Origin of the sequence: Ferdinandcohnia sp. FSL W7-1320 (assembly GCF_038050315.1) — a bacterium.
GTDB lineage: Bacteria > Bacillota > Bacilli > Bacillales > Bacillaceae_L > Ferdinandcohnia > Ferdinandcohnia aciditolerans.
The window spans coordinates 1,949,074-1,962,067 of record NZ_JBBPAM010000001.1 but is presented as its reverse complement, the minus strand read 5'-3'; the positions used below and the strand labels follow the sequence as shown (position 1 = coordinate 1,962,067).

Below are 12,994 nucleotides of genomic sequence, written 5' to 3'. Positions count from 1 at the left end.
TTATTTACTGTTTATTCAACTACTTTTGATTTTAATGGAACGTCTAATCTTACAAGATCCTCATAGCTTTCACGTTGAACTACTAACTGTGCTTCTCCATTCTCAACAAACACAACTGCAGGTCTTGGAATACGGTTATAATTATTAGCCATTGCGTATCCGTATGCCCCTGTACAGAACACCGCTAACATATCATCTGAACTTGCTTTTGGTAATGGTAAATCCCAAATTAGCATATCCCCGGATTCACAGCATTTTCCGGCAATCGATACAGTTTCCTCTACTGGATCCTGTACACGATTAGCTAAGACAGCCTCATATTTCGCCTGATATAATGCAGGTCTAATATTATCCGTCATGCCTCCGTCAACAGCAAGGTATTGTCGAATATTTGGAACTTCTTTTCGTGAGCCTACAGAATAGATGGTTGTCCCCGCGTCCCCTACAATCGATCTGCCAGGCTCAATCCAAATTTCTGGTATATCGATGGAAAGGTCATCTGCATGTTTCTTTACTTCCCCAATGATTGCTTCTACGTACTCTGATGGTGGTAGTGGTTTATCTTCTTCGGTGTAGCGAATTCCAAAACCGCCGCCTAAATTTAATACTTTAGGTGTAAAACCGAAGCGATCTTTCCATTCCTTGAGTTTACCAAACATCTTGCCTGCAGCAACCAAAAACCCTGTTGTCTCGAAGATTTGTGAACCAATATGAGAATGAATACCTAATAAATTTAAAGATTCTGACTGAAAAGCAAGCTCTACGGCCTTGTCTGCCTGTCCATTTTCTAGTCCAAATCCAAATTTCGAATCATCCTGACCAGTTGTAATATAATCATGAGTGTGTGCTTCAACTCCAGGTGTTACACGTAATAAAATCTTTACCGTTGTTTTATTTTCAATACAAACTTGCTCTAATAATGAAAGTTCATAAAAGTTGTCAACAACAATACAGCCAATCTTATTTTTTATCGCCATATCTAGTTCTTCATAGCTTTTATTATTTCCATGGAAGTGGATTCGTTCTACTGGGAATCCTGCTTGTAACGCAGTAAATAATTCTCCGCCAGAAACGACATCTAGGGAAAGCCCTTCTTCTTCAGCTAGCTGAAACATCGCAATTGTTGAAAAGGCTTTACTCGCATACGCAACCTGTGCAGGAATACCTAATCGGTTGAATGTTTCAAAGAAACCTCTTGCTCGCTCTCTGATAAGTGCTACGTCATACACATATAAAGGTGTTCCGTATTGTTTTGCTAATTCTACTGTGTCAACGCCACCAATTTCTAAGTGGTTTTTTTCATTTACCTTGCTTGTTCCATGTAGATACATCTAATTCCCCTCGTTTCTGTAAAGTACTCATCAGAGCCTTTTTCGTTAAGCACACTTTCGTGCCACACCATCATTAAAGAAGAAAAGACAGCTGATATAGTCATCAGCTGTCTATCCCTTCTTTAACGCTGTGCTATATGAAAATTAGATTAACACAACGTATAATATGGTGCAACTATTGTTTGAAAGGTTTTTGAGGATGTACAATACTCGGTCTTAGTTTTGCCCCAGGAACTGATGTTCGAATGAAGATTTGTAATAAAGCTTTTGCATTAAATGGTAAAAATGGCCATAAATATGGTGTGTTAAGAGAACGAATATTCGCTAAGAACAAGAAATAGAGTGTACAACCTATGACAAAACCTGGTGTTTTAAATATGGCTACGAGTATTAATAAGAACAATCTTGCTATCTTATTCGCAGCACTTAATTCATAGCTTGGTGTTGCAAATGTTCCAATCGCAGCAATCGCGACATATAGAATAACCTCTGGAACAAACAAGCCAACATCAATTGCAATTTGACCAATTAAAGCAGCTGCAATTAATCCCATTGCGGTAGATAATGGGGTTGGCGTATGTATGGCCGCCATCCTTAAGAATTCAATTCCCATATCAGCGAGAAATATTTGAACTACGATCGGTATATTCGATTTCTCATTTGGACCAATATAATCAATTGCTTTTGGAATCATGTCAGGTTCTAATACTAATAAAAACCAAAGCGGCAAAAGAAAGATTGATGCTAAAATTCCAATAAATCTTGTCCATCTCAACAATGTACCAACGGCGGGAGCTTGGCGATATTCCTCCGCATGCTGCACATGATGAAACATTGTAGTTGGAGTAATAATGACACTTGGAGATGTATCAACCATAATCACAACATGTCCTTCAAGTAAGTGAGTTGCTGCTACATCTGGACGTTCCGTATATCGAACTAATGGATAGGGATTAAAACCTTGATTAACGATAAATTCTTCAATCGTCTTATCTGCCATTGTTAATCCATCGACGTTAATGCTTTTTAGTTCTTTTCGAATAATGTCCACTAAGTCTGGGTTCGCTACATCTTTAATATAAGAGATGCATATATCCGTTTTCGATCTTTCTCCAACTTGCATAATCTCATGGCGAAGTCTCTCATCTCTTATCCTTCTTCTCGTTAATGCACAATTGACAATAATGTTTTCTACATAGCCATCACGTGAACCTCGAATTACTTTTTCAGTATCGGGCTCCTGCGGTGTTCTTCCTGGGTAACTTCTTACATCTACGGCTAATCCAGAGTCTTCCCCTTCGACTAAAATAAGAATGAGCCCTGAAAGTAATTGATCTACTCCCTCGTCTAAGTTCTTAATTGTACTTACCTGTTGATGTACAAGCCGGTTTTCAATTACGTTGAAAGCTTGATTTACGTTCGTTTCTTTATCATTAACATTAACTAGTTCCTTTAAGAGTTGAACGATAAATTGAGTGTCGCAAAGTCCATTTAAATAATAAAGATGAACATCTTTCTTTAAAATTTTTATTTTTCTAACTCCGATATCAAAGCTTCCCGTACCCATGCCTATATGTGTTTTAAAAAAATGATCATTTTTTACTATATCAGGAGAGATTGGAGTTTTAGTTGTCGTTGTTTCCTTTCCGATCGTAACCACTCCTTTCGAGTATTAGATCCACTGCCTTTCTTGTAATTGGGGCACCAATTTTAATATCATCCTTACGTGCCATTTTTCCAATATCTCCAATACCCACAATTATTGGAACATCCAGTTCGTCTAGACAATATACGGTATCTCCGTTTATTCGACCAATGTCAAATTCAGTTAACCCGCTCTTGTCTACACCGTATTCCGTTAGATTACCGTCCCGGTCAATACATATATCAACCTTTGCCCATTCTGTTTGATGCGTTTTCGATGCTACTGCAATAATGCCTAATACTTCAATTTTCGGATGCGTTGCGACAAACTTTAATGCATGCTCGCCAGCACCTTCACCCAAATACCCACTATCATCAAACATCACAAAAACAGGGTCATGGGGGGATTGAAGGATGTATTCCACCATTTCATTTCCTGTTAAGGTGGTTGGATTTCCTTGTGAATTAGAAATACACCGTCCTCCCACCTCTTTTGCAATATATTCTAATGTTTTTTGTGCATATTCATCGCCATCTGTTACTAGAATGACTCTTCTTCTAGTTTCGTCCATATATGCTATCCTTTCGCTCTGAAGATCAATGCAACTAAGAAAGAGAACAATATTGCGGAGGATATACCAGCAGACGTCAATTCAAAGATTCCCATAGCGATTCCTATAAAACCATGATCCTCTGCACTTTGCATGGCACCATGTAAAAGGGAATGACCAAAGCTCGTAATTGGAACAGTTGCACCAGCGCCTGCAAATCTTATTAAATTGTCGTATAAATCAAATCCATCTAAGATTGACCCAAGTACGACAAAAATACTCATTACATGAGCAGGTGTTAATTTTGCAAAATCAAGTAAGAGTTGTCCTACAATACATATTGCTCCTCCGACTAAAAAAGCATATAAATATTCCATATCTTACTCACCACCCTGTACTCTTTCCAAAACAACACCATGTGCGATTGTAGGAATTGTTTCTTTTTGTTGTATCATGGTTGGGCTAAGGAGTGCACCCGTTGCAACAATGAAAACTTTATTTAAATTGCCGCTAATTAATTCTTTGACAATATGTCCATAGGTTACAATTGCTGAACACGCACAACCACTTCCACCCGCAAAAACTTCCTGGTCTGAATGATACAACATAAGCCCACAATCATTATATTTATTACCTAAATCATAGCCTTCTTCTTTAACCATTTCCTTCAAAATAGGGCTTCCTACACCTGATAAGTCACCAGTGACAATCAAATCATATTCATCTTGATTGATATTTAAATCCTTAAAATGTCGAATGATGGTATCTGCAGCAGCTGGTGCCATTGCAGAACCCATATCAAATGGATTTGTTATTCCTAAATCCATGACCCTTCCAATTGTTGCAGATGTAATTCGGATTGGACCTTTCTCTTTACTTACAAGAGCTGTTCCCCCACCGGTAGCTGTAAATGTTGCAGAATCAGGCTTTTGTCCACCATATTCAGTTGGATATCGGAATTGCCTTTCTGCTGTCGCATTATGACTGCTAGTAGATGCTAGTATACGGTTTGCAAATCCGGCATCGACTAATGCTGATCCAACAGCCAGTGTCTCCATAGATGTGGAACAAGCACCAAACATACATATTAGAGGGATTTGGTGGTGTCTCGCTGTATAGTTTGTCGTCACGTTTTGATTTAACAAATCACCTGCTAAAAAGAAATCTATATCATCATTTGTTAAGTTTACTTTTTGCAGACAAGAATCAACAGATTCAACCATTAGTCTTCTTTCAGCTAATTCCCAAGAATCTTCACCACAATGCAAATCATCATATTTTATATCAAAACTAGCGCCTAAAGGACCTTGACCTTCTTTTGGTCCAACCGCCGTACCCGTTGAATTTAAATAGATTTGGTTTTTATATACCCATGTTTGTTTTCCAACTAGCCTCATTAAAGTCCACTCCTTGCAATCATTCAAGAAATTGTGAGCCTAAAGAAGTATCGAATAATCCCCACAATATACGCAGAAACAGCTCCAAATACGATAACACTTCCTGCTAGCTTAAACATATTTGTGGCGATCCCTAATACGATACCTTCACTTTTATATTCCATTGCGGCACTCGTCATCGAATTTGCGAAACCTGTTACAGGAACTGCAGACCCCGCTCCTGCAAACTGACCAAGTTTATCGTATAGACCAAAGCCAGTTAGCAAGGCAGAAATTAATATAAGGGTTGCTACAGTTGGATTTCCAACATCCTTTTCTGAAAAGTGAAAGACCGTCATATAGAAATTTTGGATTCCTTGTCCGACACAGCATATCGCTCCACCTACAAGAAATGCTTTAAGACAATTAATAAAGTATCGTGGCTTTGGCTGGTACTTCTTAATACTATTTTTATAATCGTCTTTGATCTTTTTCTTAGTAGCCACTTTATGTTCACTCCTCGCGTGCAAAATATAAGAATATGTTATTTTACAAAATAGATCCATTGGAACAAGGACCCAACAATTTTTCCGAAAACAATCGCCATGACCAATATTACGATTTTATTTTCAATCCCAATTCTTTTAGCTAATATCGGAAAAACATTCAGTACCTCAGTAAGAGCAGCAGCCAACATACCAACGAATATCCCACTCGCTAATCCCACTGGAAGTACTACCAGATCCCATAAATAAAAGATCTGATCATTTAGAGTAAACCAGCTACCGAATACAGCACCGAGCACTACACCCCATTCATAAAAACGAATGAATTTCATCGTTTTCGTTAATTGTGTAAGCCTTGGGATGATCCCTAATACTGCCAAAAAGGCAACAAAACCTCCACCAACCGCTAGTCCACTTCCTAATCCAAGAAAGATAATAAGAAGGACCTTAATTGTCATCGACGTGCTTCATACTTTCTTTATTTTCTGTAATAATGAGATAGTTATCTAAATCCTGTTGGTAATTAAACATTTCTACTTCAAGTGGACTTGGTTCTTCGTTAAGACGTTTGCGGAAGAAGTGATTAAAAAATAAAATCATCCCTAGACCTAAACCTATTGAATACGGTATTTGGAAAAGCAATGGTTTTAGAACCTCATCACCAGTAATCATAGTATAGATGCGAATATGAACCTCCCTCATCGATACATCTTCATGGAAATTCATCATGGTAAGTGCAGCTCCAACAAATAATAAAAACCAAACGGCCACAAATAGTGCAGGTGTAAACCTTCTTTTCTTTATGGCAATTTCAATGATTGTTTGTGCAGGCCCTACCGTTTGAACATCAATTTGGGGAAATTGTCTTCTAATCTGATCAATCACCTTCATTACATCAATGACAACAATGTTTTTGTCTTTTTTACTTACTTGATGAATGACGATATTTTTAATTTCCTGTGCAACCTTTTCTTCCGCACTAATCTGTACGATTTGTCCTATTTTTATTGTTGCATTGGGTTGTACTAGTACGCGATGGCGCATTCGGAGATAAATTGATTTTTCCATCTCTTTCACACCCTACACATTGTTTTCCTTATATATGTAGTATGTTAAATCTTTATCTTCTAATGCGATTAGACAGCAAACTCCAAGAATTACCACGGCTTAATTAAATGAGAAAAAACAAAAAACCGAATGGATTAAACGTCCATTCGGTCTTTCATTTGCTGCAATATTTTTTTCTCTAGTCGGGATACTTGAACTTGGGATATACCAAGCCTCGTCGCGACTTCGGATTGGGTTTGATCCTTGTAATAGCGGAGGAAAACGATTAGTCTCTCACGCTCGTCTAACTCGCGAATTGCTTCTTTTAAAGCAATCTTATCAAACCATTTTGTTTCATTATTATCTGCTATTTGATCAAGTAATGTAATTGGATCACCATCATTTTCATATACAGTTTCATGTATAGATGAAGGTGCTCGACTTGCCTCTTGTGCTAAAACAACATCTTCGGGAGTAATTTCCAAGTACTCGGCTATCTCTGCAATCGTAGGAACCCTACCAAACTGCTTTGACAATTCATCCTTGGCTTTTCGGATTTTATTTCCGGTCTCCTTTAAGGAACGACTCACCTTTACCGTTCCATCATCTCGTATAAAACGTTGGATTTCACCGATAATCATTGGTACAGCATAGGTTGAAAATTTCACGTCATATGATAAATCAAATTTATCAACTGACTTCAAAAGTCCAATGCAGCCTATTTGAAACAAATCATCTGGTTCATAGCCTCGATTTAAAAACCTTTGTACAACAGACCAAACTAACCTCATATTCTTTTGGACGATTAAATCACGTGCTTCCTGTCGTCCTTCTTGACTGAGTTTGATTAGATTCTTAACTTCATTATCTTTTAAATACGTTTCACTTTTGGTGTTCTTGACCTCCACATCCATTGGCAAGTCTCCTTAATTGCATAACGCTTTACTCTTTGATAAATGCTTTGTTAGCCGTAATGTTGTACCTCTAGCTGAACCTGTTTCTACATCAAACTCATCCATGAAATTTTCCATGATTGTAAAGCCCATACCCGAGCGTTCGAGTTCTGGCTTTGTTGTAAACAATGGCTGCCTTGCTTCCTCGAGATTATTAATTCCAATTCCTTCATCTCTTATGGTGATATATACAGTACTGTCTTCAATTTTGCATGAAATATAAACAATCCCGCTTGGGTCACTTTCATATCCATGAATAATTGAGTTTGTTACGGCCTCAGACACAACTGTCTTAATTTCTGTGAGTTCGTCTAAGGTTGGATCGAGTTGTGTAATAAATGCTGCTACTGCAACACGAGCAAATGATTCGTTTTGGCTTAGTGCAGAAAACTGAAGGTGCATTTCGTTTTTCATTACGCCACCCCCAATGACTGAAGCGCAAACGACTCACTACGCTCTAATCGAATGATTTTGAAAAGTCCTGACATTTCAAATAAACGTTCGACCTGCGGAGAAATTGAACAAACAACCATTTCTCCACCTAAATTTTTTATTTGTTTGTATCTTCCTAAAATGACACCTAATCCTGAGCTATCCATAAAAGTAAGCTTTTCAAGATTCAATAAGATGTGATTAATTTGATTACTTTCAATCGTATCTGTCACCTTTAATCGTAATTCTTCAGCTGTATGATGGTCTAGCTCACCTGTAAGCCGAATACATAACACATTGTGTTTTACCTCAAGTTCAATACCAAGACTCACTTTACAATGCCTCCTTAAAATCGTATAGTGAGTCTTTTCGCTATTTACATGGTAGAATCCTTCTAGATGACAAAACTAGTGTTCATTCGGCAAAAAAAGTAGGTATTTATTAAAAGAAAAGGATTCCTTATGGAGTTCTATTAAACGACCCCATTGTACGCTTAAATAATTTCCACCAACTAGCAGCATCAATATCTTTGTCCGCAACAAGAGGGCTTTCACTTAATACTTTTCCATCTTTTTTAATTACCAATTTTCCAATATCGTCACCTTTTTTAATCGGCGCATTTAGCTTTTCAGCGACAACCACTTCTTTTTGTACATCATCAACTTTTTCACCTTTTTTCGTTAATAGTGAAATTGGTTCTGACGTAACAAGCTTTATCCTTTTTTCACTACCCTTACTTACCTTTGCTTCAGCAACTTCCTGATTGCGTTCATATAAAGGATGTGTCTTGTACTGACTAAATCCAAAATCAAGCATTTTTGTTACTTGTGCATTACGATCTTTTGGTGTTGGGGCTCCAAAGATAACCGAGATCAGACGCATATTTTCCTTTTCGGCAGTAGCTGTTAAGCAATATTTTGCCTCTGTTGTAAAGCCAGTTTTTAAGCCATCCACACCTGGATAGAATCGGACAAGGCGATTGGTATTAACTAGCCAAAACTTATTTTCAGTGTTTTGACGTAAATAATCCTCGTATTGACCCGTGAATTTAGTAATATCCTCGTATTTTAGCAATTCCTTTGCCATGATTGCCATGTCGTGGGCAGAGCTATAATGATTTTCCGCAGGAAGGCCAGTTGGATTTTGAAATAAAGTATTTTTAAGGCCTAATTCCTCCACTTTTTTATTCATCATTTCAACGAAAGCTTCTTCAGAGCCTGCTATCTTTTCTGCCATGGCTACTGATGCATCATTTCCTGAACCGATTGCAATTCCTTTTAACATTTCTTCAACCGTCATTTCTTCGCCTGGCTCAAGGAAGATTTGTGATCCACCCATAGATGCGGCGTGTTCACTTGTTCTAACTTTCTCAGAATAGGTGATACTACCTTTATCAAGAGCTTCCATGATTAACAGCATTGTCATGATTTTTGTCATGCTCGCAGGGGAAAGCTTTTCATCACTATTTTTCTCGTAAAGTACCTTCCCTGTATCACGTTCAATAAGAATTGCAGATTTTGCATTATTCGCTAAATCAACAGTTGATTCCTGTGCGGAAGCGAAAGGGCTAAAAGTAAAAATTATCAGTGTTGAAATTAACAGACTAAATACGCGTTTCATCTCCAAACCCTCCATTCTTTATACCTTCCCATTTTTTCCAAGAAATTAAAAAATATACAAAAAATAAAAAAACCGAGGATTTTATCCTCGGTATCAATGTAAATTTATGAAATTTTATCAATGATTAATGTTGGTGCTGTTACTGGATTTTGTGAGATCAAGATACTCTCTGAAAGTTTCTTTTTAATCTCATCAATATTTTCAAAATTACTATGAATGGTTACTAAGCTTTCGCCTTTTGATACTTTGTCGCCAATTTTCTTTCGAAGTACAAGCCCAACAGCTAAATCGATAGATGATTCCTTCGTTGCTCTTCCAGCACCTAAAAGCATCGCCGCTGTTCCGATAGAATCAGCAATAATCTCTGAAACATATCCTTCTGATTCAGCTTCAAATTCAAATTGGTATTTTGCTTTTGGAAGTTTATCCGGTGAATCTACGACAGATGGATCTCCACCTTGTGAAGATAAAAAAGTTTTAAAGGATTCTAGTGCTTTCCCATTTTTAATGGATTCCTCAAGCAAGTTTCTAGCTTCTTCAAGAGTGTTCGCTTTTTTTGCTAGTACCACCATCTGGCTTCCTAAAACGAGGCAAAGCTCTTGTAAATCATCAGGACCTTCCCCTTTTAGCGTGTCGATCGCCTCTTTAACCTCAAGTGCATTACCAATTGCAAACCCAAGCGGTTGGCTCATATCTGAAATAATTGCCATCGTATTGCGGCCTACATTATTCCCGATATCAACCATTGTTTTTGCTAATTCCTTTGCATCGTCCAAATCCTTCATAAATGCACCTGCACCTGTTTTTACATCTAAAACAATTGCATCTGCTCCAGCTGCAATTTTCTTACTCATAATTGAGCTTGCAATCAATGGAATGCTGTTTACAGTAGCTGTAACATCCCTTAGCGCATATAACTTTTTATCTGCAGGTGTTAAATTCCCACTTTGACCGATGACAGCTACCTTATTTTGGTTGACAAGACGAATAAATTCTTCATTATTAATTTCTACATGAAAGCCTGAAACTGATTCTAATTTATCTATCGTTCCACCAGTATGTCCTAAACCTCTTCCTGACATTTTTGCAACTGGAACCCCTACTGACGCAACGAGTGGCGCAAGCACCAATGTGGTCGTATCACCTACACCACCCGTGCTATGCTTGTCAACTTTGATCCCTTCAATTCCTGAGAGGTCAATTGTATCACCAGACTGAACCATTGCCATGGTAAAATCTGCTTGTTCCTGCTTTGTCATTTCCTTAAAAAAAACAGCCATCGTAAAAGCACTCATTTGATAATCAGGGATTTCACCATTTGTATATCCGGAAACAACAAATGATATTTCTTCTGATGTCAATTCCTTACCATCACGTTTTTTTTCGATTAGATCTACCATTCTCATTGTTTTCACCTTTTTCTATTCTCTATTTTTATTAGCTGATCTAGATTTTTTTTACAATCTGTTTTACTAGTGATAAAAAGTCAGTTTTTACTTTTTCTGTTGTTTCAATTACTTCATCATGGGTTAGCGGCTGATCTAAAATGCCTGCTGCCATATTTGAAATACAGGAAATTCCTAGTACTTTTAAATTGGCATGACGTGCAACAATTACCTCAGGAACTGTTGACATCCCAACGGCATCGCCTCCAAGTGTGCGAAGCATTTTAATTTCTGCAGGCGTTTCATAAGATGGACCAGTCATACCAACATAAACGCCTTCTTTGATTGATATATTCAATTCATTTGCCACTTCTTTTGCAATTGTCCTGAGTTCCTTTGTATATGCTTCAGACATATCTGGAAATCTTGCTCCAAACCTTGTATCATTTGGCCCAATTAATGGATTTTGACCAAAATTCAAATGATCCGAAATAATCATTAAGTCGCCTGGTTGAAACGATTCATTCACTCCTCCTGCGGCATTTGTAACAACTAGAGTTGTGACACCTAACTCTTTCATAACGCGAACAGGAAATGTGACTTTATCTAGACTATAACCTTCGTAAAAATGAAATCGTCCCTGCATGGCGACAACTGATTTTCCTTGTAATGTACCAAATACGAGTTGACCGGCATGCCCCTCAACAGTAGACACTGGAAACTCTGGAATTTGGTCATATGCCACTTTAATTGGATTTTCAATTTCATCCGCCAAAACACCAAGTCCTGAGCCAAGTATCAACCCAATTTCAGGTGTAGTAGAGCTTTTCTCTTTTAAAAATTGTACAGATTTATCAATAACGTTCATATCCATTCTTATTTTCCTCCATTAATTTCTTGTAGAAAGCTTTTTCCATGTTTAGGTGGTGTTACATTAAAATTATCCGCTACTGTTGCACCAACATCCGCAAACGTTGAACGTAATGGTAATTCCTTTCCACCATCCATTTTTTTGTTGTAGACCAGTAAAGGCACATATTCTCGTGTATGATCTGTTCCAGTATGAACCGGATCGTTTCCATGGTCTGCTGTGATAATTAATAAATCGTCATCAGTAAGTTTTTCAAATACTTCCGGTAAACGGGCATCATACTCCTCCAAGGCTTTTCCATAGCCTATAGGATCCCTACGATGTCCAAACAATGCATCAAAATCAACCAAATTGACAAAGCTCAGGCCTGTAAAATTCATATCAAGTGTTTCAACTAATTTATCCATTCCATCCATATTTGACTTTGTTCGTAGTGATTGAGTGACTCCTTCACCATCATAAATATCTGATATTTTTCCGATTGCAATCACATCAAACCCACTATCACTTAATTCATTCATTACAGTTCGTTCAAACGGCTTTAAGGCATAATCATGACGGTTTGATGTTCTAGTGAATTGACCAGGTTCCCCAACAAATGGACGAGCGATGATGCGTCCTACCATATATTTTTCATCTAGTGTTAATTCACGTGCAATTTCACAAATTTTATAAAGTTCATCTATCGGTACTATCTCCTCATGTGCTGCAATTTGTAAAACTGAATCTGCAGAAGTATAGATAATTAATTTCCCAGTCTTCATATGCTCTTCACCGAGTTCATCAAGAATTTCGGTACCCGATGCTGGTTTATTCCCTAAAATTCCGCGCCCTGTACGTTTTTCAATTTCATCTAATAGCTCTTTTGGAAACCCCTCAGGGAAGACCTTAAATGGTGTTTCGATATGTAAACCCATGATTTCCCAATGTCCTGTCATTGTATCTTTTCCATTTGATGCTTCTTGCATTTTTGTATAATATGCAAGTGGCTCGTCTTGTACAGGTATTCCCTTAATTTCTCTAATATTACTTAGGCCAAGCTTTGCCATGTTAGGCATATGTAAACCATTCATTTTTTCCGCAATATGTCCAAATGTATCTGAACCTTCATCACCAAATTTTTTTGCATCCGGCGCTTCTCCAATTCCAACAGAATCCATGACAATTAGAAATATTCGCTTATATGTATAATTAGACATGTAAATCCCTCCCAAATATATTCTATGTTGTATTTTTCCCTTCTAGCTTCAAGTTACTCATTATTTCATACATGCACAC

The 12,994-nt window shown here is 37.5% G+C and carries 15 protein-coding genes; all 15 read right to left on the bottom strand.

The window, feature by feature from the left end:
* Window positions 1-11 precede the first annotated feature (11 nt).
* The 15 genes from lysA to deoB all read right to left on the bottom strand — a co-directional run bounded on the left by lysA (window position 12) and on the right by deoB (window position 12,915).
* On the bottom strand, window positions 12-1,331 hold the full coding sequence (gene lysA, locus NST91_RS09845; RefSeq protein ID WP_341330986.1) for a diaminopimelate decarboxylase: 1,320 nt from the start codon (window positions 1,329-1,331) through the stop codon (window positions 12-14).
* 175 nt (window positions 1,332-1,506) lie between these two features.
* A complete protein-coding gene (locus NST91_RS09840) occupies window positions 1,507-2,949 on the bottom strand; it encodes a spore germination protein (protein ID WP_440272529.1) in 1,443 nt (480 codons plus the stop codon).
* Window positions 2,950-2,956: 7 nt separating this feature from the next.
* Complete coding sequence (spoVAEA, locus tag NST91_RS09835; protein ID WP_341330985.1) at window positions 2,957-3,547, bottom strand: stage V sporulation protein SpoVABEA; 591 nt, start codon at window positions 3,545-3,547, stop codon at window positions 2,957-2,959.
* A 5-nt stretch (window positions 3,548-3,552) separates the two neighbouring features.
* On the bottom strand, window positions 3,553-3,903 hold the full coding sequence (spoVAE, locus tag NST91_RS09830; RefSeq protein WP_341330984.1) for a stage V sporulation protein AE: 351 nt from the start codon (window positions 3,901-3,903) through the stop codon (window positions 3,553-3,555).
* A gap of 3 nt (window positions 3,904-3,906) precedes the next feature.
* Window positions 3,907-4,923: a stage V sporulation protein AD gene (spoVAD, locus tag NST91_RS09825; protein WP_341330983.1), complete on the bottom strand. Its 1,017-nt coding sequence runs from the start codon at window positions 4,921-4,923 to the stop codon at window positions 3,907-3,909.
* A 23-nt stretch (window positions 4,924-4,946) separates the two neighbouring features.
* The gene (gene spoVAC, locus NST91_RS09820) at window positions 4,947-5,408 is read right to left on the bottom strand and encodes a stage V sporulation protein AC (protein WP_341330982.1); all 462 of its coding nucleotides are present in this window, start codon (window positions 5,406-5,408) and stop codon (window positions 4,947-4,949) included.
* A 38-nt stretch (window positions 5,409-5,446) separates the two neighbouring features.
* Entirely contained in the window at window positions 5,447-5,866 is a 420-nt protein-coding gene (locus NST91_RS09815) for a stage V sporulation protein AB (RefSeq protein ID WP_341330981.1), read from the bottom strand.
* On the bottom strand, window positions 5,856-6,476 hold the full coding sequence (locus NST91_RS09810; protein ID WP_341330980.1) for a stage V sporulation protein AA: 621 nt from the start codon (window positions 6,474-6,476) through the stop codon (window positions 5,856-5,858). The genes NST91_RS09815 and NST91_RS09810 overlap by 11 nt, the downstream gene beginning before the upstream one ends.
* 134 nt (window positions 6,477-6,610) lie before the next feature.
* The gene (gene sigF / locus NST91_RS09805; protein WP_099351763.1) at window positions 6,611-7,369 is read right to left on the bottom strand and encodes an RNA polymerase sporulation sigma factor SigF; all 759 of its coding nucleotides are present in this window, start codon (window positions 7,367-7,369) and stop codon (window positions 6,611-6,613) included.
* A 12-nt stretch (window positions 7,370-7,381) separates the two neighbouring features.
* A complete protein-coding gene (gene spoIIAB, locus NST91_RS09800; protein WP_341330979.1) occupies window positions 7,382-7,822 on the bottom strand; it encodes an anti-sigma F factor in 441 nt (146 codons plus the stop codon).
* Window positions 7,822-8,172, bottom strand: coding sequence for an anti-sigma F factor antagonist (gene spoIIAA / locus NST91_RS09795; RefSeq protein WP_099360595.1), 351 nt, complete (start codon window positions 8,170-8,172; stop codon window positions 7,822-7,824). Before spoIIAA ends, spoIIAB begins: the two co-directional genes overlap by 1 nt.
* Before the next feature lie 127 nt (window positions 8,173-8,299).
* Complete coding sequence (locus tag NST91_RS09790) at window positions 8,300-9,460, bottom strand: D-alanyl-D-alanine carboxypeptidase family protein (protein ID WP_341330978.1); 1,161 nt, start codon at window positions 9,458-9,460, stop codon at window positions 8,300-8,302.
* Between the two features lie 104 nt (window positions 9,461-9,564).
* Entirely contained in the window at window positions 9,565-10,866 is a 1,302-nt protein-coding gene (locus tag NST91_RS09785; RefSeq protein WP_341330977.1) for a pyrimidine-nucleoside phosphorylase, read from the bottom strand.
* A gap of 40 nt (window positions 10,867-10,906) precedes the next feature.
* Window positions 10,907-11,719, bottom strand: coding sequence for a purine-nucleoside phosphorylase (locus NST91_RS09780; RefSeq protein ID WP_341330976.1), 813 nt, complete (start codon window positions 11,717-11,719; stop codon window positions 10,907-10,909).
* Window positions 11,720-11,721: 2 nt separating this feature from the next.
* On the bottom strand, window positions 11,722-12,915 hold the full coding sequence (gene deoB / locus NST91_RS09775) for a phosphopentomutase (RefSeq protein WP_341330975.1): 1,194 nt from the start codon (window positions 12,913-12,915) through the stop codon (window positions 11,722-11,724).
* Between the last annotated feature and the right edge of the window lie 79 nt (window positions 12,916-12,994).

What these genes read in the sequence shown, in the direction of transcription:
- lysA (WP_341330986.1), bottom strand. Translation starts at nt 1,331, where the DNA reads ATGTATCTACATGGAACAAGCAAGGTAAATGAAAAAAACCACTTAGAA.
- spoVAEA (WP_341330985.1), bottom strand. Translation starts at nt 3,547, where the DNA reads ATGGACGAAACTAGAAGAAGAGTCATTCTAGTAACAGATGGCGATGAA.
- spoVAE (WP_341330984.1), bottom strand. Translation starts at nt 3,903, where the DNA reads ATGGAATATTTATATGCTTTTTTAGTCGGAGGAGCAATATGTATTGTA.
- spoVAD (WP_341330983.1), bottom strand. Translation starts at nt 4,923, where the DNA reads ATGAGGCTAGTTGGAAAACAAACATGGGTATATAAAAACCAAATCTAT.
- NST91_RS09815 (WP_341330981.1), bottom strand. Translation starts at nt 5,866, where the DNA reads ATGACAATTAAGGTCCTTCTTATTATCTTTCTTGGATTAGGAAGTGGA.
- NST91_RS09810 (WP_341330980.1), bottom strand. Translation starts at nt 6,476, where the DNA reads ATGGAAAAATCAATTTATCTCCGAATGCGCCATCGCGTACTAGTACAA.
- sigF (WP_099351763.1), bottom strand. Translation starts at nt 7,369, where the DNA reads ATGGATGTGGAGGTCAAGAACACCAAAAGTGAAACGTATTTAAAAGAT.
- spoIIAB (WP_341330979.1), bottom strand. Translation starts at nt 7,822, where the DNA reads ATGAAAAACGAAATGCACCTTCAGTTTTCTGCACTAAGCCAAAACGAA.
- NST91_RS09790 (WP_341330978.1), bottom strand. Translation starts at nt 9,460, where the DNA reads ATGAAACGCGTATTTAGTCTGTTAATTTCAACACTGATAATTTTTACT.
- NST91_RS09785 (WP_341330977.1), bottom strand. Translation starts at nt 10,866, where the DNA reads ATGAGAATGGTAGATCTAATCGAAAAAAAACGTGATGGTAAGGAATTG.
- NST91_RS09780 (WP_341330976.1), bottom strand. Translation starts at nt 11,719, where the DNA reads ATGGATATGAACGTTATTGATAAATCTGTACAATTTTTAAAAGAGAAA.
- deoB (WP_341330975.1), bottom strand. Translation starts at nt 12,915, where the DNA reads ATGTCTAATTATACATATAAGCGAATATTTCTAATTGTCATGGATTCT.